This window comes from Pseudomonas sp. LSJ-87 (assembly GCF_032971465.1).
GTDB lineage: Bacteria > Pseudomonadota > Gammaproteobacteria > Pseudomonadales > Pseudomonadaceae > Aquipseudomonas > Aquipseudomonas putida_Z.
Window position 1 is genome coordinate 68,638 of the sequence record NZ_JAWJYQ010000006.1, and the last position, 20,192, is coordinate 88,829.

Annotated in this window: 20 protein-coding genes; 7 read left to right on the forward strand and 13 right to left on the reverse strand. The window is 64.9% G+C overall.

Annotated features, from left to right (window positions below; all coding sequences use genetic code 11):
* Positions 1-19 precede the first annotated feature (19 nt).
* The 8 genes from RYH74_RS06775 to RYH74_RS06810 all read right to left on the reverse strand — a co-directional run bounded on the left by RYH74_RS06775 (position 20) and on the right by RYH74_RS06810 (position 6,854).
* A complete protein-coding gene (locus RYH74_RS06775) occupies positions 20-766 on the reverse strand; it encodes a GntR family transcriptional regulator (protein WP_013973031.1) in 747 nt (248 codons plus the stop codon).
* 90 nt (positions 767-856) lie between these two features.
* On the reverse strand, positions 857-1,246 hold the full coding sequence (locus tag RYH74_RS06780; RefSeq protein WP_008100863.1) for a carboxymuconolactone decarboxylase family protein: 390 nt from the start codon (positions 1,244-1,246) through the stop codon (positions 857-859).
* A 209-nt stretch (positions 1,247-1,455) separates the two neighbouring features.
* Positions 1,456-1,941 (reverse strand): flavin reductase family protein, encoded by a 486-nt coding sequence (locus tag RYH74_RS06785; RefSeq protein WP_003258675.1) that lies wholly within the window; start codon positions 1,939-1,941, stop codon positions 1,456-1,458.
* A 13-nt stretch (positions 1,942-1,954) separates the two neighbouring features.
* Complete coding sequence (locus RYH74_RS06790; RefSeq protein WP_015270730.1) at positions 1,955-3,436, reverse strand: aldehyde dehydrogenase; 1,482 nt, start codon at positions 3,434-3,436, stop codon at positions 1,955-1,957.
* Entirely contained in the window at positions 3,433-4,266 is an 834-nt protein-coding gene (locus RYH74_RS06795) for an alpha/beta fold hydrolase (protein ID WP_025338790.1), read from the reverse strand. The genes RYH74_RS06790 and RYH74_RS06795 overlap by 4 nt, the downstream gene beginning before the upstream one ends.
* Before the next feature lie 68 nt (positions 4,267-4,334).
* Complete coding sequence (locus RYH74_RS06800) at positions 4,335-4,931, reverse strand: amino acid synthesis family protein (protein ID WP_003258678.1); 597 nt, start codon at positions 4,929-4,931, stop codon at positions 4,335-4,337.
* 321 nt (positions 4,932-5,252) lie between these two features.
* On the reverse strand, positions 5,253-6,293 hold the full coding sequence (locus RYH74_RS06805) for an LLM class flavin-dependent oxidoreductase (RefSeq protein WP_286101731.1): 1,041 nt from the start codon (positions 6,291-6,293) through the stop codon (positions 5,253-5,255).
* A 75-nt stretch (positions 6,294-6,368) separates the two neighbouring features.
* A complete protein-coding gene (locus RYH74_RS06810) occupies positions 6,369-6,854 on the reverse strand; it encodes a flavin reductase family protein (RefSeq protein WP_003259250.1) in 486 nt (161 codons plus the stop codon).
* Positions 6,855-7,171: 317 nt separating this feature from the next.
* On the opposite strand from RYH74_RS06810, the gene RYH74_RS06815 reads away from it, so the two are divergent.
* Entirely contained in the window at positions 7,172-8,578 is a 1,407-nt protein-coding gene (locus tag RYH74_RS06815; RefSeq protein WP_025338792.1) for a purine-cytosine permease family protein, read from the forward strand.
* Between the two features lie 135 nt (positions 8,579-8,713).
* Here RYH74_RS06815 and RYH74_RS06820 read toward each other — a convergent pair whose 3' ends face one another.
* Both RYH74_RS06820 and RYH74_RS06825 read right to left on the reverse strand, forming a co-directional pair.
* Positions 8,714-10,339: a methyl-accepting chemotaxis protein gene (locus tag RYH74_RS06820; protein ID WP_317409140.1), complete on the reverse strand. Its 1,626-nt coding sequence runs from the start codon at positions 10,337-10,339 to the stop codon at positions 8,714-8,716.
* Positions 10,340-10,573: 234 nt separating this feature from the next.
* Positions 10,574-11,776, reverse strand: a complete 1,203-nt coding sequence (locus tag RYH74_RS06825) for an NAD(P)/FAD-dependent oxidoreductase (RefSeq protein ID WP_317409141.1) — start codon at positions 11,774-11,776, stop codon at positions 10,574-10,576.
* Positions 11,777-12,034: 258 nt separating this feature from the next.
* Between RYH74_RS06825 and RYH74_RS06830 the strand changes: the two genes are divergently transcribed.
* Positions 12,035-12,574, forward strand: a complete 540-nt coding sequence (locus RYH74_RS06830; protein ID WP_003259245.1) for an RrF2 family transcriptional regulator — start codon at positions 12,035-12,037, stop codon at positions 12,572-12,574.
* Between the two features lie 118 nt (positions 12,575-12,692).
* On the opposite strand, the gene RYH74_RS06835 is transcribed toward RYH74_RS06830, so the two are convergent.
* On the reverse strand, positions 12,693-13,604 hold the full coding sequence (locus RYH74_RS06835) for an AraC family transcriptional regulator (protein ID WP_085692788.1): 912 nt from the start codon (positions 13,602-13,604) through the stop codon (positions 12,693-12,695).
* A 102-nt stretch (positions 13,605-13,706) separates the two neighbouring features.
* Here RYH74_RS06835 and RYH74_RS06840 point away from each other — a divergent pair, with 102 nt between their 5' ends.
* From RYH74_RS06840 to RYH74_RS06860, 5 genes are all read left to right on the forward strand, one after another.
* Entirely contained in the window at positions 13,707-14,267 is a 561-nt protein-coding gene (locus RYH74_RS06840; RefSeq protein WP_046615469.1) for a carboxymuconolactone decarboxylase family protein, read from the forward strand.
* 99 nt (positions 14,268-14,366) lie between these two features.
* Positions 14,367-15,431 carry an acyl-CoA dehydrogenase family protein gene (locus RYH74_RS06845; RefSeq protein ID WP_085665651.1) on the forward strand — a complete coding sequence of 355 codons (1,065 nt, stop codon included), beginning with the start codon at positions 14,367-14,369 and terminating at the stop codon, positions 15,429-15,431.
* Positions 15,428-16,249 (forward strand): ABC transporter ATP-binding protein, encoded by an 822-nt coding sequence (locus RYH74_RS06850; RefSeq protein WP_025338798.1) that lies wholly within the window; start codon positions 15,428-15,430, stop codon positions 16,247-16,249. Before RYH74_RS06845 ends, RYH74_RS06850 begins: the two co-directional genes overlap by 4 nt.
* On the forward strand, positions 16,236-17,441 hold the full coding sequence (locus RYH74_RS06855; RefSeq protein WP_075044969.1) for an ABC transporter substrate-binding protein: 1,206 nt from the start codon (positions 16,236-16,238) through the stop codon (positions 17,439-17,441). The genes RYH74_RS06850 and RYH74_RS06855 overlap by 14 nt, the downstream gene beginning before the upstream one ends.
* Entirely contained in the window at positions 17,441-18,196 is a 756-nt protein-coding gene (locus tag RYH74_RS06860; protein WP_025338800.1) for an ABC transporter permease, read from the forward strand. Before RYH74_RS06855 ends, RYH74_RS06860 begins: the two co-directional genes overlap by 1 nt.
* 286 nt (positions 18,197-18,482) lie before the next feature.
* Here the strand turns inward: RYH74_RS06860 and RYH74_RS06865 are convergent, their stop codons facing one another.
* Together RYH74_RS06865 and argC are read right to left on the reverse strand one after the other, a co-directional pair.
* The gene (locus RYH74_RS06865) at positions 18,483-19,169 is read right to left on the reverse strand and encodes a GNAT family N-acetyltransferase (protein WP_025338801.1); all 687 of its coding nucleotides are present in this window, start codon (positions 19,167-19,169) and stop codon (positions 18,483-18,485) included.
* A gap of 79 nt (positions 19,170-19,248) precedes the next feature.
* The gene (argC, locus tag RYH74_RS06870; protein WP_075044971.1) at positions 19,249-20,190 is read right to left on the reverse strand and encodes an N-acetyl-gamma-glutamyl-phosphate reductase; all 942 of its coding nucleotides are present in this window, start codon (positions 20,188-20,190) and stop codon (positions 19,249-19,251) included.
* Between the last annotated feature and the right edge of the window lie 2 nt (positions 20,191-20,192).

The window sequence follows — 20,192 nt, forward strand, 5'->3', positions numbered from 1 at the left end:
TCGCTGGCCTGTGGGTGGCTTAAATGCGTGGGTCCTTCAAGGCCAGGGGCTCGACCATCTCGCGCACCTTGACGTTGTCATCCTGCTTCTGGCGCAGGTAGTCCAGGGCCACCTTGGCGGCGGCGCGGACGTGGTCGACCGAGGCCTGATGGGCAACCAGCGGGTCGCCGCTCTTGATCGCCTCGACGATCTTTTCCATTTCGCGGTTGCTGGCGCCGCGGCGGTTCTCCTGCGACACCGAGGTGGCGCGCAGGTAGCTGATGCGCGCCTGCAACTGGCGCAGCTGCTGGGCCGCCACCTGGTTGCCGGAGCCTTCCAGCAGCACATCGTAGAAGCCTTGTACCGAGTCCAGCACCTGTTGCAGTTCGCCTTCCTCGAGGGCTTCGCGGTTGACCTCCAGCGCGCGTTCCAGGGCGCGGATGTCCTTGGCCTTGGCGTTGAGGGTGAACAGCTGCACGATCAGGCCTTCGAGCACGCAGCGCAGCTCGTAGATGTCGCGGGCGTCTTCCAGGGTGATGATGGCCACGCGCGGGCCCTTGGCGTCGGCGAATTCCACCAGGCCTTCGGACTCCAGGTGGCGCAGGGCTTCACGCACCGAGGTGCGGCTGACGCCGAGACGGTCGCAGAGGTCGCGCTCGACCAGGCGGTCGCCTGGCAGCAGGTGGAAATTCATGATCGCGGCGCGCAGCTTGTCGAGCACGATTTCGCGCAGGGTAACGGGGTTGCGGTTGACCTTGAAGCTGTCGTCGAGTGGCTGGCGTTTCATCAAGTGCGCTCTTAAAGAGGCTGCCCGGCCGCAACCGCAACAGCACCACGAACCTTGGGTGCTCCTTGCGTGGGTTCGAACAGCCCGGTGTTAACGGGTTGACTCCGCATCGGCTTCAGCGAACGCTTCGCGGGCCAGGCGGAAACTGTCCACCGCCGCGGGCACGCCGCAATAAATGCCGACCTGGAGCAGGATCTCGCGAATCTGTTCACGGCTCAGGCCATTACGCAAGGCGCCGCGAATGTGCAGCTTGAGCTCGTGGGGCCGGTTGAGCGCGGAAATCATGGCCAAGTTTATCATGCTGCGCTCTTTGAGCGACAAGCCTTCGCGGCCCCAGACGTGGCCCCAGCAGTATTCGGTGACCAGCTCCTGCAACGGCTTGGTGAAGTCGTCGGCGTTCTGGATCGAGCGGTTGACGTAGTCCTCGCCCAGCACCTGGGTGCGGATCTGCAGGCCTTTTTCGTACTTTTCATTGCTCATGTGCAGTACTCCGGAATAAAACAGGGGACGCAACCGAGGGTGAGACGATAACGCGGCCCCTAAAAAAAGGGTGAAACAGGGGCCGCTGTGCGGCCCATCGCCGGCAAGCCAGCTCCCACAGATACAGCGCAGGGCCACAGGCCTGTGGAATCCCTGTGGGAGCTGGCTTGCCGGCGATGGGCTGCACGGCAGCCCCGGCGATCTCAAGGTCAGCCCAGGGGCGGCAGGGCGCCCAGCTTGCCCTTGTGGTAGACCATCGGGGTCACCGGCTCGGCCGGCAGCACCAGGTTCTTCACCGCGCCGACGATGATCGCGTGGTCACCGCCGTCGTACTCGCGCCACAGTTCGCACTCGATGATCGCCGTGGCCTTGGCCAGCAGCGGGTTGCCCAGCTCGCTCAGGTGCCAGTCGATGCCTTTGGCCTTGTCCTTGCCCTTGCCGGCGAAGGCATAGGCCTCGGCGGTCTGGTCGGCGGACAGCAGGTGAATCGCGAACTGCTTGCTGTCACGCAGGATGGGGTAGGTGTCGGAGGCGTAGTTGGGGCAGAACAGCACCAGCGCCGGGTCGATCGACAGCGCGCTGAACGCGCTGGCGGTGATGCCGACGATGCCACCGTCGGCGTCGAGGGTGGTGACCACCGTGACGCCGGACGGGAAGGAGCCCATCACGTCTTTGTAGATGCCTGGTTCGATCATCTTGTGCTACCTCTTAGCGCATCACAAACGGGTCGGGCATCGGCGCGGTGGACAGGTTGATCCACACGGTCTTCAGCTCGGTATAGGCCAGCACCGAATCGATGCCGCTCTCACGGCCGTAGCCGCTGTTCTTGAACCCGCCGATCGGCGCCATGGCCGACACGGCACGGTAGGTGTTGACCCAGATGATCCCCGAACGCACGTCGCGGGCCAGGCGGTGGGCACGGCCCAGGTCGCGGGTCCAGATGCCGGCGGCCAGGCCGAACTGCGAGTCGTTGGCGATGGCCAGGGCCTCTTCCTCGGTCTTGAAGCGGATTACCGCGGCAACCGGGCCGAACACCTCTTCCTGCATGATGGTCATCGAGTTGCTGTCGCACTCGAACAGGGTCGGCTCGTAGAACCAGCCGTCACCCTCGACTTCGGCACGCTTGCCGCCCATGTGCAGCTTGGCGCCTTCGGCCTTGGCCGCGGCCACCAGGCCTTCGACAACGGCCAGCTGTTGCGCGGTGGCCATGGGGCCCATTTCGCTGGCATCGTCCTGCGGGTTGCCGATGCGGATGCGCTTGGCGCGAGCGATCAGGCGTTCGACGAACTCGTCGAAGATCTCGTCCTGCACCAGCAGGCGCGAGCCGGCCACGCAGCTTTGCCCGGAGGCGGCATAGATGCCGGCCACGGCGCCGTTGATGGCGCTGTCCAGGTCGGCGTCGGCGAAGATGATGTTCGGCGACTTGCCGCCCAGCTCCAGCGACAGCTTGGCGAAGTTCTCGGCGCTGCTGCGCACCACGTGGCGGGCGGTGGCGGCGCCGCCGGTGAAGGCGATCTTGCGCACCAGCGGGTGGCGGGTCAGCGCCGCGCCAGTGCTGGGGCCGTAGCCGGTGACCACGTTGACCACACCCGCCGGGAAGCCGGCCTCGAGGGCCAGGCGGGCCAGCTCGAGGATGGTCGCCGAGGCGTGCTCGGACGGCTTGAGCACGATGGTGTTGCCGGCGGCAAGGGCCGGGGCCAGCTTGATTGCGGTGAGGTACAGCGGGCTGTTCCACGGGATGATCCCGGCCACCACGCCGATCGGCTCATGCACGGTGTAGGCGAACAGGTCGGGCTTGTCCAGCGGCAGGGTGCCGCCTTCAAGCTTGTCGGCAAGGCCTGCGGTGTAGTGGAAGAACTCCGGCAGGTAGCCGACCTGGCCGCGGGTTTCGCGGATCAGCTTGCCGTTGTCACGGCTTTCCAGCTGGGCCAGGTGTTCCTTGTTTTCGGCAATCAGGTCACCCAGGCGACGCAGCAGCTTGCCGCGCGCGGTGGCGGTGATGCTGCGCCACTCCTTGCTGTCGAAGGCACGCTGGGCGGCCTGCACGGCCAGCTCCACATCGGCCTCGTCGGCGTCGGGCAGTTGCGCCCAGGCCTGGGCGGTGGCCGGGTTGAGGCTGTCGAAGGTCTTGCCGCTCTGGGCATCGCGCCATTGGCCGTCGATGCACATCTGGAAACGAACGAGGGTCATGCAACAATCCCCTTGGCGGATTCGGTGAGGGTGCGGGCTTGCGCGAGGAAGTCCAGCAGCATCTTGTTGACTTCACGCGGTGCTTCCACCGGCATCATATGCCGTTGCTCGGCGAGGACCACGCTGTGCGCGCCAGGAATGCTGGCGGCGAGCTGGCGGGTCATGGCCGGGGTGGAGCCCGAGTCGAGTTCGCCGGTGGCGATCAGCGTCGGCACCTGGATACTGGCCAGGTCGGCGGCGCGGTACATGTCCTGGGTGGCGAACAGCGAATAAGTGGTGTGGTAGCCCTGCGGGTCGTTGCTCGCCAGCACCTGGCGAATGGCGGCGACCTGCGCCGGGTTGGCAGCCTTGTATTCACGGCTGAACCAGCGGTCGAGCGCGGCGTCGACGTTGGCGTCGGGGCCCAGCTGCGCAGCCTGGGCGGCGCGGGCGATAACGCCGGCACTCTGCTCGGGGGTGCGGTTGAACACGCTGTTGAGCACTACCAGTGCGGCCAGGCGCTGCGGGTAGCCGAGGGCGAACGCCCGGGCGACCAGGCCGCCCATGGAGAAGCCGATCACGGTGGCTTGCGCGATCTGCAGGTGGTCGAGCAGTTCGGCGAGCTGGGCGGCATAGCCTTCCAGGCCGATGTCGGCTGCCGGCAGTGCGCTCTGGCCGTGGCCGAGCATGTCGTAGGCGATGACGCGGTAGTCGTTGGCCAGGCCAACGAACTGACCGCCCCACATTTCCTTGTTCAGGCCCACGCCGTGGATCAGTACCACGGGTTGGCCCTGGCCGACGGACAGGTAGCTGGTGCCGGCGGGTGTGCGTTCAGCGACAGGCTGAATCATGGAGGGCGCTCCTTGAAGGTCGGGCGCGGCGGGTAAGCACGCCACGCCCCGGCCCGTCTTGGTTGTTGTTATTGAGCGTTGGCTTTTTCGGCAGCCAGTTCTTCCAGGTCGATGTAGCGGTTGCCGATGCGCGGGTGCAGGCGGCCGCCGTCGGAGGCGCCCAGGACCACGACGATTTCATCGGCGCGCGGGGCATCTTCGATCTGCATTTCCAGGGTGATGTAGTGCGAGCGCAGGCCTTCGTCGTCCTTCTGCATCATCGGGATCTGGATAGAGGTGCCCGGGCCGCCGCGCTTGTTGGTGAAGCTCAGGTAGCTCTTGGCCTGTACCGCTTCGCGGTAGTGGTTGCCGAAGCGCAGGGTGTGGATCACCGCCGAGGCGTGTTCGATTTCGCCGTCGGCACCGACGACTGCGGCCTTGCCGTAGGCTTCGATCTTGTCGGCGCCGCCGATGGCTGCAGTCAGGCGCTCGACCATCAGGGCACCCAGGTCCGAGCAGTTGGCACGGATTTCCGGCTTCAGATCTTCAACGAAACCGCGACCGGCCCATGGGTTCTTGATCACGACGGCCAGGCCGACCATGGTCACCGGCTTGTCGGTGGCCTTGCCGCCTTCGATGCGGGTCTCTTCGGAGTAGGTGACGATCTTGCGGATTTCGAAACTCATGGGTGGCTCCTGGTGAGGGTTATCAGCTCTTGTTGTCTGATGGTATACCATAATATTTGTTGCGCAAGAGGTGGCTGGAAATTTCTCTTGCGAGGGGACGAAAGGTGGCCTGATGCCTTGATTCCTGTGGTTTCTGTGCTGCCTTTTCGCGGGCTCGCCCGCTCCCACAGGGATCGCACGGCATTCATGGCCTGTGCTGTCCCTGTGGGAGCGGGCAAGCCCGCGAAGAGGCCGGTGCAGGCTTCAAAAAAAAGCCCGCTCACGCGGGCCACAGGGCCCACGGGAGCGGGCGCGTCCCGCAATGTTTCAGGTAATGGGAAATCAGGCGAACGCCGGCACCACTTCCTTGATGAACAGCTCCAGCGATTTCTTCTTCTCGGCGTGGGGCAGGCTGTTGTCGCACCAGAAGCTGAACTCGTCGACGCCGAGTTCCTGGTAGTACTTGATACGCGCGATGATCTCTTCCGGCGTGCCGATCATGGTGTTCTTGCGGATGTTCTCCAGCTCGAACGCCGGCACTTCGGCAAACTTCGATTCCGGGCTCGGCTCGAGGAAGCCGTTGACCGGGGTGGTCTTGTTGCCGAACCAGGCATCGAAGGTGCGGTAGAAGCGCGAGATGGCCTTGGCGCCGACCTTCCAGCCTTCCGGCTCGGCCGGGCTGTGCACGTGGGTGTGGCGCAGCACCATCAGTTGCGGGCGCGGCACGCCCGGGTTGTTGTCCAGGGCAGCCTGGAACTTGTTCTTCAGGTCCAGCACTTCCTCGTCACCCTTCATCAGCGGGGTGACCATGACGTTGCAGCCATTGGCCACGGCGAAGTTGTGCGAGTCCGGGTCGCGGGCGGCGATCCACATCGGTGGGGTGGCGTTGAACGGCTTCGGCACGCTGGTGGAGGTGGGGAACTTGTAGACTTCGCCGTCATGGGCGTAGTCGCCTTCCCACAGCTTGCGCACCACCGGCACCATTTCGCGCAGGGCCTTGCCGCCGTCGGTGGCCGGCATGCCGCCTGCCATGCGGTCGAATTCGAACTGGTAGGCGCCACGCGCCAGGCCCACTTCCATGCGGCCATTGCTGATCACGTCGAGCAGGGCGCATTCGCCCGCCACGCGGATCGGGTTCCAGAACGGCGCGATGATGGTGCCGGCGCCCAGGCGGATCTTGTCGGTGCGCGCAGCCAGGTAGGCCAGCAGCGGCATCGGGCTTGGCGAAATGGTGTATTCCATGGCGTGGTGTTCGCCGATCCACACGGTGCTGAAACCGCCGTTCTCGGCCATCAGGGTCAGTTCGGTCAGGTCTTCGAACAGCTGGCGGTGGCTGACCTGTTCATCCCAACGTTCCATGTGCACGAACAACGAAAATTTCATGGGGCTTTCCTCAACGCTTGAAAGGGGCTGGCGCCTGGCAGGGTTGGCGCCAGCGGTCTCGATTCAGAATAGGCTTCAGGCAAAGGCCGGCAGGCTGGCCATCTTGCCGCGGCAGTACACCATCGGCCGTGGCGCCTCTTCAGGGACGATCAGGTTGTGCACCTTGCCGACCATGATGGCGTGGTCGCCACCTTCGTATTCGCGCCACAGTTCGCATTCGATGACCGCGGTGGCACCGGCCAGGATCGGGTTGCCCAGTTCGCTCAGGGACCACTCGATGCCACTGGCCTTGTCCTTGCCCTTCTTGGCGAAGGCATAGGCCTCGGCCTGCTGTTCACCGGACAACAGATGAATGGCGAAGCGCTTCTGCCTGATCAGCACGGGGTAGGAGTCGGAGGTGTAGTTGGGGCAGAACAGCACCAGCGGCGGGTCCATCGACAGGGAGGAGAAGGCGCTGGCGGTCAGGCCGACGACCGAGCCATCGTCGTCCAGGGTGGTGATGACGGTAACGCCGGACGGGAAGGAGCCCAGGACATGCTTGTAGACGGTTGCGTCGATCATCTGGTGTACCTCTATAGGGCTGCGGTGGTCCGCGGTTTTTATCGTTGATGTGTCTGATGGTATACCGTAATACCTATTTTGCAAGCGGAATTTTCAAGCGAGGGTATTGCGCGATGAACGGCTCAAGCCCGCGAATACCGTGGGTTTGAGCGGTGAGGCGGTTTGCCGCAGGGGTTGCGCGAGCGGATCAGTGGGCGTTTTTTCCTACGGATCAGTGTTGTCAAAAGTTTGGAATACCATAATATGGTCCGCAGCTGAGAGGCCGCCTAGATGCGGTTTCCTTACAAAGATAAAAACGACCTTTCGAGCTGAATCCTATGTCCCAACCGTCGTCGCAACACCAGTTTGTCGAGAATCACACGGTCGATTACGTTCCACCTGCCGAGCGCCACGGGAAGGCGCGCGACCTGTTCACCCTCTGGTTCAGTACCAACATCGCGCCACTGCCCATCGTCACCGGCGCCATGGTGGTCCAGGTGTTCCACCTGAACCTGTTGTGGGGCCTGGTCGCCATCGTGCTGGGCCATCTGGTCGGGGGCGTGGTCATTGCCCTTGCTTCTGCGCAGGGACCGCAGCTGGGCATTCCGCAAATGGTGCAGAGCCGTGGCCAGTTCGGCCGCTACGGCGCCTTGCTGATCGTGTTCTTCACCGCGCTGATCTATGTCGGTTTTTTCATTTCCAACATCGTCCTGGCGGGCAAGACCATCCACGGCATCACCCCGAGCGTGCCGATGCCGGGCGCGATCGTGATCGGGGCGCTGAGTGCCACCGCCATTGGCGTGATCGGTTACCGCTTCATCCACATCCTCAACCGCATCGGTACCTGGGTGATGGGTTCGGCGTTGCTGGCCGGTTTCATCATGATGTTCGCCCAGGAACTGCCGGCCGACTTCTTCAGCCGTGGCGCGTTCAACCTGTCGGGCTTCATCGCCACCGTGTCGCTGGGCACCATCTGGCAGATCAGCTTCTCGCCGTATACCTCCGACTACTCGCGCTACCTGCCGCGTGAAGTGGGCATTGCCAAGCCGTTCTGGGCCACCTACTTCGGCGCTACCCTGGGCACCATCCTGTGCTTCAGCTTTGGTGCGGTGGCGGTGCTGTGCGTGCCGGAAGGCACCGATGCGATGGACGCGGTCAAGCAGGCCACCGGCTGGCTGGGCCCGATCCTGATGGTGCTGTTCCTGCTCAACATCATCAGCCACAACGCCCTCAATCTGTATGGCGCGGTGCTGTCGATCGTGACCGCGATCCAGACCTTCATCGCCGAGTGGACGCCGAGCATCAAGGTGCGGGTGGTGCTGGCTGCGGTGATTCTGGTGGGCTGCGGCATGGTCGCGCTGAATGCCTCGGCGGACTTCATCGGCCAGTTCATCGGCCTGATCCTGGCACTGCTGCTGGTGCTGGTGCCGTGGGCGTCGATCAACCTGATCGACTTCTACCTGATCAAGAAGGGGCAGTACGACATCGCCTCGATCTTCAGTGCCGACGGCGGCATCTATGGCCGCTTCAACCACCACGCGATCATTGCCTATGCCTGCGGCATCCTGGTGCAGTTGCCGTTTGCCAATACGTCGCTGTATGTGGGGCCGTATTCCAATATCGTCGAAGGGGCTGACCTGTCGTGGCTGTTCGGCCTGCTGGTGACGGTGCCGCTGTATTACTGCCTGGCGACCCGGGGCAAGGCTGCCGAGAAGGCGGGGCGGGTTGTGAGTGTCAATGACTGATAGAGAGTAGTTGCAGGTATTGGGGCCGCATTGCGCCCCCTTCGCGGGCACGCCCGCTCCCACAGGAATAGTGCAGCTCCCTGTGGGAGCGGGCATGCCCGCGAAGGGCCACGATGTGGCCCCGGCTATTTCAGCTCAAACCTTGAACTGTGCCACCAGGCCATTCAGGTCCACCGCCAACCGCGACAGATCCTGCGCCGCCGCACTGGTCTGGTTGGCCCCCGCCGATGTCTGCATCGCCAGGTCGCGAATGTTCACCAGGTTGCGGTCCACCTCCCGCGCCACCTGCGCCTGTTCCTCCGAGGCGCTGGCAATGACCAGGTTGCGCTGGTTGATCGAGGCAATCGCCTCGGCAATCACCTCCAGCGCCTGACCGGCGCCTTGCGCCACCTCCAGCGTGCCGCTGGCGCGGCCCTGGCTGCTGTGCATCGCCGTCACCGCCCGCTCGGTACCGTTCTGGATCCCGGCAATCATCTGCTCGATCTCGGCGGTCGACTGCTGGGTACGGTGGGCGAGGGCGCGTACCTCATCGGCCACCACGGCAAAGCCACGGCCCGCCTCGCCGGCGCGGGCCGCTTCGATGGCGGCATTCAGCGCCAGCAAGTTGGTCTGCCCGGCAATCGCGCCAATCACGTCCAGCACGCGGCTGATCTCGTTGGCATTGTTGGCCAGCTGTTCGATCTCGGTCGAGGTACCGGTCACGTCAGCCACCAGATGCTGGATGGACGCCAGCGCCTGGTTGACCCGGTCGCGGCCATCACGGGTGGTCTGGTCGGCGCCCTTCGAGGCGTCGGCGGTGCTGACGGCATTGTTCGCCACTTCCTCGACCGCCGCAGTCATCTGGTTGACGGCGGTGGCCGCCTGGTCGATCTCCGCGCTTTGCTGGTGCAGGCCGCGGCTGGTGTCTTCGGTGACGGTGTGCAGTTCCTCCGAAGCCGAGGCCAACTGGTCGGACGAGGCGGCGATCTTGCGGATGGTGTCGCGCAGGCTGCCCTGCATGCGGCCCAGGGCGCGCAGCAGCAAGGCTGGTTCGTCGCGGCCGATTACACGGATGTCCTGGGTTAGGTCGCCGGTCGCCACGCGTTCGGCCACGCTCACCGCATCGGCCAGCGGCACGACGATACTGCGAGTGAGCATGGTGGCAATGGCGACCAGGGCCAGCATGATCACCAGCAGCGAGACAATGATCGCGGTGAACGCTTCGTCAGCCACGTCGCTGCTGAGCTGCGAGGCCTGTTCGGCACCTTTGCCGTTGTAGGCGATCAGCGCCGCCATGGCCTGCATCATGCTGTCGGCGCGCTGGGTCAGGGGGCCGTTGATCTGCTGCCTGGCGTCTTCCATGCGGCCAGCAACAATGTCCTTCAGTACGCGTGCTTGCAGCTCGAGGTATTGCTGGTGCGCGTTATTGAAGGTGTCGAACAGGGCGCGGTCATCGGCGGCGGTGATGGTACCTTCGTATGCCTTCAGGCCATCCTTCATCTCGGCATTGGTGTCGTCGAGCAACTGCAGGTTGCGGCTGCGTTCGCTGGGGTTGTCGTCCAGTGCGGTACGCAGGGTGAGGGCGCGGGCGCGGCCAAGGTTGCTGCTGATTTCGCTCAGGGCCACCACGGCGGGCATCCAGTTGACCCGGATTTCGTCCGTGGCCTTGTCCATCTGCCGGGTTTCATAAAGTGCGGCAAGGCCCATGAACAGGACCAGGATACCCAACAGGGCGAACACGCAGGCAGCGCGAATGCCGATCTTCAAATTCCTTAATTGCATGACATGCTCCTTGACGGTGGCGTGCAGGCCCTCAGGAGCTTGGGCGGGTGGCCGGGTCACCGGGTGTGGCGCCAGGCTCTGGAAGCGCTGCGGATTCAGTTGTGTGCCTCACCCTCTTGAATTCTTTTTGATTTGAATGATGCCATATGGCCATCATTTTCGAACAGTCATTTCATGTCATGACATCAAAGGACAAAACCGCCATCAGGTGGCGGTTTTGTCAGTTCGCTGCGATCAGACGATCGCGATCAGCGGGTCAGCAGCGGCCAGTGCCAAGGCGCGATCAGCCGCTGGCGGGTAGATCCACACCGAGTTGATCTGGCGCTTGAGGTTTTTGCCTTCCTGGCCGTGCAGCTTCAGTTCGCGCTCCCAACCCTCGCTGAACGTCGCGCCCCATTCGCCCAGGTCCAGGCAGGTGACGTACTTGGGCTGGCGGTACACCACCGGCTGCAAGCCGAGCAGGTCGGCCGCGGCGTTGTTGCCGGAGTGGCGGCCCATGGGGATGGCGTGCTGGCAGGTCATCAGGGCGTGGTTGCCCAGCTCGTCCACAGCGGCCCAGGCAGTATCGCCTGTGGCGTACACATGGTCCTGGCCCAGCACCTTCAGGTGGCCGTCCACTTTCAGCCGGCCGAAGTTGTCGCGCTCGCCGGCAACTTGTGCGGTCAACGGGCTGGCCTTCACGCCAACGGTCCAGATCACGGTGTTGCTGGCGATATGCTCGCCGTTGTCCAGGGTAACGCCACCGGCATCGACAGCCACCACCGAGGCCCCGGTCTTCCACTCGACCCCGGCCTGTTCGCAGGCAGCGATGATCGACGGCGTGATACCGGCGCCCAGCGCCGTACCAACTTGCGCACCACGGTCGACCACCACCACCCGCACCGCTGCACTGGCGCCGAGGATGGCACGCAGGCGGGCAGGCATTTCCGTAGCGGTTTCGATACCCGTGAAGCCACCACCGCAGACCACCACGGTGTTGCGTGCAGGCGAAGCGGGCTGGGCGGCCAGGCCGACCAGGTGCTGTTCCAGGCGCATGGCCGATTCCATCTGGTCGACATCGAATGCATGTTCGGCCAGGCCAGGCACCGCCGGGCGTGCGACCTGGCTGCCGGCGGCGAGGATCAGGCGGTCGTAGGCGATCTGTTGCCGGTGCCCCTGGGCGTCGGTGTAGCTGACGCTGCGCCCTTCGGTATCGATGCTGTCGGCGTTGCCCGGGATGAAGTGAATGCCCACGGCTTCGAACAGCTCGCCCAGCGGGGCCTTCATGCCGTGCACGTCGGCCTCGTAGAAGCGCGGGCGGATGCGCAGTTCAGGCTGCGGAGCGAGGACGCTGATGTTGATGTCGGCACGCTGGGCCTGATCGAGCAGGCGCGCAGCGCTCAGGGCGCTCCATACACCGGCAAAGCCGGCACCGATGATGAGGATGTTCGATTTCATGAAGGTGCTCCGCAAGGTTCGAAAGGGGCTTCGAGGGCGGGTTGTGTGCCTCTCGAATAACTACGACTGTATTGATCGTAGTTTGTGCGTGCAAGTCTTTTTTTCCACATGCCGACACTCCGCATCACCATTTCGCGGCTCGAATAGCTGTATTTACTGGGCTTAAGGGAAAAACAAGGCCGACCGGCGGCAGCTTTGCGCTTTGCGGTGCGGATGCTATCGGCGTATTATTTGCGACAAGATTGGTCGGAGATAGATATGTCGCTCTACAGTGCTGGCGTCGAATACGGTATCCATTGCCTGCTGTTCCTGGTGGACGAGCGGGGCGACTCGCGCGAGTCCAGCGTGCGCGACCTGGCGGAGTTGCAGGGTGTACCCCAGGAGTACCTGGCCAAGGTCTTTACCAAGCTGGCCCGTGCCGGGCTGGTGGCCGCCACCGAGGGCGTGCGTGGCGGCTTCCGGCTGGCGCGGCCGTCGGATGAAATCACCGTGCTGGATATCGTCAATGCCATCGATGGGCCAAAGAAGATCTTCGACTGCCGCGAAGTTCGCGAGCGTTGCAGCCTGTTCGAGGGTTCGCCGCCGGGTTGGGCGACCGAGGGCACCTGCGCGATCCATGCGGTGATGCTGGGTGCGCAGAAGCGCATGGAAGAGGCCCTGGCGCAGCAGACCATCCTTGATCTGGCGCGGCGGTTCGGGCGCAAGGCGCCGGCCGAGTTCGGGCAGAAGGTCAATGCCTGGATGGGTGAGCGGCGGGAGGGCAAAGGGGCAGGGGATATTCCGGTCAGTCAGGTCTGAATCTGCTGCCAGTGCCGGCCTCTTCGCGGGTAAACCCGCTCCCACAGGTACCCCACAAGTTCCAGAGATTCTGATATCCCTGTGGGAGCGGGTTCACCCGCGAAGAGGCCAGTGCAGGCTAACGCCCCTCATGCTGCCGCCGATACGCCCCCGGCTGCACCCCCACCGCCTTGGCAAACGCCCGGGTAAACGCCGCCACCGACTGATACCCCACCTGCGCCCCCACCTGCTCCACGGTATGCCCCGCCCGCAGCAACTGGCTGGCATGGCGCATGCGCAACGCCAGCAGTACTTGCCCCGGCGACTGTCCCGCCAGTTCATTGAAACGCTTGAAAAACGCCGACCGCGACAACCCGGTGCAGGCGGCCATGCTTTCCAGCGTCCACGCTTGCCCCGGTTGCTCGATCAGCTGCTCCAGCAACCCGGCAAACGCCGGTTGCCGGGCGAGGGCGACCAGCCCGCCCAGCGATTGCCCGGCATGCACCTGCTGGCGCAGCACATACAGGAACAACAAGTGCGTCAGCCGCTCCAGCAACGCCTGTGACGGCCCGGTGGCGCGCCGGCATTCCTCCAGGATCAGCTCGAACAACGCCCGCGCCGCATGCCCGGCCGGTTCATCGGCGCGCAGCAATATCCAGTCGGCCAGGCCGTCGACAATCAGCGCCGACAGGCCCGGCCTGAAGTGGAAGAAACCACATACCAGCCCCACGCCATCGACCGCATCGGCGTCCATGGCCTGCATGTGCTGGCGTGGCTGGGCGCAGGCACTGGCCGGGTCCTGGTCGCTGGCCAGGCGATAGCCAAGGTCGCGCAGCAGGAACACCGCATCGCCGGCCTCCAGGCGCAGTGCCTCGGGCTGGCCGTCGATGTGCAGCCAGCAATGCCCTTGCACCACCAGGTGGAAGCTGGCCCGGCCCATGCCTTCGGTGCTGGCGTGCCAGCCGCCGCAGTAGCGGCCCACATGAAACAGGCTGGCATCGAGCTCCAGGCCCTCTAATAACCAATCGACAAGGTGGCTGGACGAAATCATCTAATGCAAAGACTCAAGAGCAAGGAAAGGCGACTGATGAATATGGAGGGTAGTTCTTATAACCAACAGACTGTAGTGACACCCATCAAAGGAGACCACTCCATGTCCTCGCGCATTACTTTACACACGCTGCAGAGCGCCCCGGAAGCGGCCCGTCCGTTCCTCGAGAACGCCCAGAAGAATTCCGGCTTCATCCCCAACCTGCTGGGCGTGCTGGCCAATGCCCCGGCGGCGCTGGAAACCTACGTGACCGTTTCGGCACTCAACGGCAAATCCGAACTGAGCCTGGCAGAGCGCGAAGTGGTGCAGCTGATTGCCGCCACCCAGCATGGCTGTGACTTCTGCGTGGCCGGCCACACGGCCGTGGCCCTGAACAAGGCCAAGCTGCCGCAGGAGGTGGTCGATGCCCTGCGTGCCCGTGGCGAGCTGCCCGATGCCCGGTATGAAACCCTGGCCGCGTTCGCCCGCGAGGTCATCGCCACCCGTGGCAATGTCAGCGAGGCCACTTACCAGGCCTTCCGCGCAGCCGGTTTCAGCGAAGGCAACGCCCTGGAGGTGATTCTGGGCGTGAGCCTCGCAACCCTGTGCAACTTTGCTAATGTGTTCGCCCAGACGCCGCTCAATGACGAGCTCGGCAAGTACCGCTGGCAACCTTCTGCATGATCCGCGCGTGACACCGGTCGTACCGCGATCGTTGTAGGAGCGGCCTTGTGCCGCGAATGGGCCGCCAAGCGGCCCCGGCGTTTTCAAAGGAGCAAGACCATGCAAGATTGTGCATTTCGACACTGGCTGGATGCCAATGCCGAGGCCATTGACCGCGGCCAGTGCGAGCCGCAGCTGGTGCTGGCGCAAATCGCCGAATCGCAGCTGCTGCGGGTCGGTGTCGACCCGGCCCTGGGCGGCACGGGCGGGCAGGTGACCGACGCGGTCGAGGCCATTGCCGCGATCGCCAGCCGCTCGCTGGCAGCGGCGTTCGTCTGCTGGGGCCAGCGCGCCTTCATCGAATACCTGTTGCACAGCCCCAACCAGCCCCTGCGCGAGCGCCTGTTGCCGCGCCTGCTGACTGGCGAACTGGCCGGCGCCACCGGGCTGTCCAATGCCATGAAGTTCCTGTCCGGCATCGAAGCGCTGCAGGTGCGCGGGCGCCCGCAAGCCGATGGCTGGCAGCTGGAAGGGCGCCTGCACTGGGTGACCAACCTGCGCAAAAGCGGCTTCGTGGTGGCTGCGGCTATCGAAGACGAAGCCGGCGGTGCACCGTTCGTGCTGGCCATTCCGTCCGACGCGCAGGGCCTGGAGCGCTCCGACGACCTGCAACTGATGGGCCTGCAATCGAGCAACACCGCGGCACTGGCCTTCCACCAGGTGCAATTGCAGCGTGGCTGGTTGTTGCACGAAAATGCCCGTGAGTTCCTGCCCCGGGTACGCCCGGCGTTCCTGGCGCTGCAGTGCGGCATGGCCATTGGCCTGGCGCGGCGGGCGCTGGCGGAAGTACAGGCACACCTGCATGGCCGTGCCTCGTTCCTCGACGAAGCACGCCAGGTACTCGGCGAACGCCTGGAAAACACCGTGAGCGAGCTCAAGCAGGGCCTGCTCGATGGCCGCTTCCAGCAGCAGCCGGCAGCCTTGTTCAAGCTGCGCATCACCCTGGCCGAAAGCGCTGCCGACGCCGTGCAACTGGAGTTGCAGGCCAGTGGTGGCAAGGCCTACCTCAGCGAGTACGGTGAAGGCTTTGCCCGCCGCTGGCGCGAGTCGGCCTTCGTGCCGATCGTCACGCCCAGCCTGGTGCAACTGCGCGCCGAACTGCAACGCCAGGCGGGCGCGGCATGAGCCAAGTGTTGCTCGAAGCCCGCGACATCAGCCTGGGCTACCCGCGCGAGGGCGGCTGGCAGGCGGTGCTGGCGCAGTTCGACCTGCAGCTGGCACCCGGCGAAGTGGTGACCATCCTCGGCCCCAGCGGGGTCGGCAAGTCCAGCCTGCTGCGGGTACTGGCCGGCCTGCAGCAGCCCCGCGGTGGCAGCGTGACCCTGCACGGCCAGCCGCTGCAGGGGCCGCACCCACGCCTGGCAGTGGCCTTCCAGGACCCGAGCCTGTTGCCCTGGCTGAGCCTGGAGAAGAACGTCGCCTTCGGCCTGGACTTCGCCCGCCAGCCAAAACTTGCCGCCGCCGAACGGCGCGCCCGCATCGACCATGCGATTGCCGCCGTGGGCCTGGCCCATGCTCGCGGCCAGTACCCGGCGCAGTTGTCCGGCGGCATGGCCCAGCGCACCGCGCTGGCCCGTTGCCTGGCCCGCCAGCCCGAAGTGCTGTTGCTCGACGAGCCTTTCGGCGCGTTGGATGAAGTGACCCGGGCCGACATGCAGCAACTGCTGCTGCAACTGATCGCCACCCACAACACGGCGGCGGTGCTGATCACCCACGATATCGACGAAGCCCTGCTGCTGTCCGACCGGGTCCTGCTACTGGGCAACCACCCAGCGCATACCCTCGGCCAGTGGCGCATCGACCTGCCGCAACCACGGACGCAGCGGGTCGAGGAACTGGGCGCCTTGCGCATCGAAATTCTCAAAACCCTTCGGCGGGCAAGCCGCACAGTCGAACCTACCCCAACCCCGTTGCCCTCGGAGGCTGTCCATGTGCATGGATGACTGCTGTTCCTCTTCTTCGCGTCGCGATTTCCTCAAGCTCGGCGCCATGCTCACGGCCGCCGGAGCACTGCCGTTGCTGTCGAGCCTGCGGGCCCGTGCCGCCGCCGAGCCGGACGCGCCAGTGCGTATCGGCTACCTGCCGATCACTGACGCCACGCCACTGCTGGTGGCGCACAACAACGGCCTGTTCGAGGCCGAAGGCATCAAGGCCGAGCGCCCGGTGCTGCTGCGCAGCTGGGCGCAGGTGATCGAGGCGTTCATCTCCGGCCAGGTCAATGTCATCCACCTGCTGTCGCCGATGACCGTATGGGCCCGCTACGGCAGCAAGGTACCGGCCAAGGTGGTGGCCTGGAACCACGTGGGCGGTTCAGGCCTGACCGTGGCCCCGGACATCAGCGACATGAAACAGCTGGGCGGCAAGACCGTGGCCATCCCGTTCTGGTACTCGATCCACAACGTGGTGCTGCAACAGATGCTCAACGACAACGGCCTGACCCCGGTGTCGAAGCCGGCCAATGCGCCACTGGCCGGCAACGAAGTCAACCTGCTGGTATTGCCGCCGTCCGACATGCCGCCGGCGCTGGCCAGCAAGCGCATCGCTGGCTATATCGTCGCCGAGCCATTCAACGCCCTGGCCGAGAACCTCAAGGTTGGCCGCGTGCAGCGCTTTACCGGCGATGTGTGGCGCAACCACGCCTGCTGCGTGGTGTTCATGCACGAGCACGACCTGAACAACCGCCCGGAGTGGTCGCAGAAGGTGGTCAACGCCATCGTCAAGGCCCAGCACTGGACCCGTGATCACCGCGCCGAGGCCGCTGCATTGTTGTCCAAGGCCGGCCCCAACAAGTACACCCCGCATGAACCAGCGGTGCTCGGCAAAGTGCTGGCCCCGGCCGCCGAGGACCGTGCCGGTTACATTGCCAGTGGCGCCATTCGCCACCAGCAGTGGGACGAAAAGCGCATCGATTTCCAGCCTTACCCGTTCCCCAGCTACACCGAAGAGCTGGTCAAGCGCCTGAAAACCACCCTGATAGAGGGTGACAGCGCGTTCCTGGCCGGCCTGGACCCGGCACAGACCGCCCGCGACCTGGTCGACGACCGCTTCGTGCGCAACGCCATCGCCAGCGTTGGCGGGCCGTCGGTGTTCGGCATCGCCGATAACTTCGAGCGTAGCGAGGAGTTCGCGGTCTGATGCGCACGCATGTCGTTCATGCCGGCCTGGGTCTGGCCGGGTTGCTGGGTTTGTTGCTGTTGTGGTGGGCCGGTGTCGCGCTGTTCGGCCAGGCCGATGGCCTGTCGGCGCGCTTTTCGCCGGCAGCGACCCTGGCCAGCCTGATCGAGTTGCTGGGGCAGGGCGAGGTGTACGGGCATATCTGGGTCAGCCTCAAGCGTATCCTGGTCGGGCTGCTGCTGGCGCTGCTGATCGGCGTGCCGCTGGGTTTGCTGGTGGGCAGCTACCGGCACCTGGAGGCCGCAACCACGCCGGCGTTCCAGTTCCTGCGCATGATCTCGCCGCTGTCGTGGATGCCGGTGGTGGTGATGCTGATGGGCGTGGGGGACCAGCCTATCTACTTCCTGCTGGCGTTTGCCGCGTTGTGGCCGATCTTGCTGAACACGGCGGCCGGGGTAAGGCAGCTGGACCCGCGCTGGTTGCAGTTGAGCCGCAGTTTGAGTGCCACGCGCCGGGAGACCTTGTGCAAGGTGATCGTGCCCGGGGTGATCGGCCATGTGCTGACCGGCGTGCGCCTGGCCATCGGCATCCTGTGGATCGTGCTGGTGCCGTGCGAAATGCTCGGGGTGAGTGCGGGGCTGGGGTACTTCATTCTCGATACCCGCGACCGGCTGGCGTATTCCGAGCTGATGGCGATGGTGCTGCTGATCGGGGTGCTGGGGTTTGTGCTGGATGCCCTGGCGCGTGGGCTGCATCGGCGTTGGGTGCATGGCTGAGGGGCCAGTGGGGCTTTTTCGCGGCTAAACCCGCTCCCATAGAACTGCACATAACTCATTGAATTAGCAGGGACCCTGTGGGAGCGGCTTTAGCCGCGAACACCGGCGCAGCCGGTGCCATGCACCGCGTTGGATTCTTCGCGGCTAAAGCCGCTCCCACAGGGTACGAGGATCGCTTGCGAATTCAGTTATCTGTGCGACAGCGCAGCCCAAAAGGCTGGGCAATCTCCCACAGGGACATCATCGGGCCTGTGGGAGCGGGCGAGCCCGCGAACAGGCCCTTGGGTCAATGCACGGTCTTGCGCTGCCGTACACACTCCTGGGCCTGAGCGGTCAGTTCGTCCAGCCGCTCGTCCCGCATCTGTTCCGCTTCGATCATCGCATCCTCACCCTGCTGGTTGAGCAGGTAGGTATGGATCTGCATCACTTCCGCCGTCTGGTAGATCGGCGCAATATCCAGCCGCCCGATCAGCGCGCCGCTAGCCCGCCCGGTACTGCTCATCAGTACCTGCGGCCCGTTGGCGGCCACCACCTGCATGCCCATGGCCTCGAACCACGGTACCTGGCTGGCAAAGGCATTCAGCTCGACGCAGGCATGGCGTGCCTGCAGGTCGCCCAGCAGGGCGCGGGCGATGCCCTGGCGACGATGGCTGGCGCGCACGGCGAGGAATGCCAGGGCGCAGGCCTGTTCATCGTCCTCGGCCGGCAGCGACAGGGCAAACCCCAGCAATTGGTCCGGTGCCTCGGCATCCAGCGCCAGGGTCAGCGTCACGGCCAGGCCGCGGGTGCCGTCCAGTGCTTGCAGGTACTGGTGCACCTCCATGCCGACGCCGTACTGGTACAGCGGGTACAGCGGGTTGTCGGCACTGATGGCGACACTGCTCAGTTCGCCGACGTGGTGGATCACCAGTTCGCGGATCTGGTTCTGGAAAGATTCAGGCGGCACGCTGTCGAGGCGGCTCAGGATGAACATCGGGGGGCGGGCTCCGGCGGGTAGATGGACGGCCCGCGCCATGCGGGCGCGGGCTGTACAGTCTAACCGGTTTTGCCGATCAGCCTTGTACCTGCAATGCACCGAGCATCAGGTCGAGGTTTTGCACCGCCGCACCGGAGGCACCTTTGCCGAGGTTGTCGAACACTGCGGTCAGCAGCACCTGGCCATGCTCAGGGTTGGCGTAAAGCGCCAGGCGCAGGTCGTTGCTGTCGTTCAACGCCTCGGGGTCGAGGTTTGGCGCTGCGCCGTGCTGGTGCAGGGGCATCAGCTGGACGTGGCGGGCACCCTGGTAGTGCTGCTGCAGGCAGGCCTGCAGCTGTTCAGCACTGACCTGGCCGGGCAGCAGGCGCAACTGCAGTGGGATGCTCAGCACGATGCCTTGGCGGTAGGCACCGTAGCCCGGCATGAACATCGGCCGCGCCGACAGCCCGGCGTGCTGCTGGATTTCCGGCACGTGCTTGTGCGCCAGTTCCAGGCCGTACAGTTGCAGGGCCGGGTTTTTGCCGGCGGCGGGCTGTTCATGCCGTTCTACTGCGGCGCGGCCACCACCGGAATAGCCGGAGATGGCGTGGATGTTCAGCGGGTGATCCGCTGGCAGCAGGCCCGCCTTGACCAGTGGGCGCAACAGGGCGATGGCGCCGGTGGGGTAGCAGCCGGGGTTGCTGACGCGCTTGCTGTGCGCGATGCGCTCGGCTTGCTGCTCGTCGAGCTCCGGCAGGCCATAGACCCAGCCTGGGCTGGTGCGGTGCGCGGAGCTCGCGTCGATCACCCGTACCTGCGGGTTGTGGATCGCCGCCACGGCATCGCGGGCGGCATCGTCGGGCAGGCACAGCAGGGCGATGTCGGCGCTGTTGATTGCCTCGCGGCGCCGTTGCGGGTCTTTGCGCTCGGCTTCGGGCAGGGTCAGCAGGCGCAGATCGCTGCGGCCTTGCAGGCGGGCATGGATCTGCAGGCCGGTGGTGCCTTGGTCACCGTCGATGAAGACAACAGGGGTGTGCATGG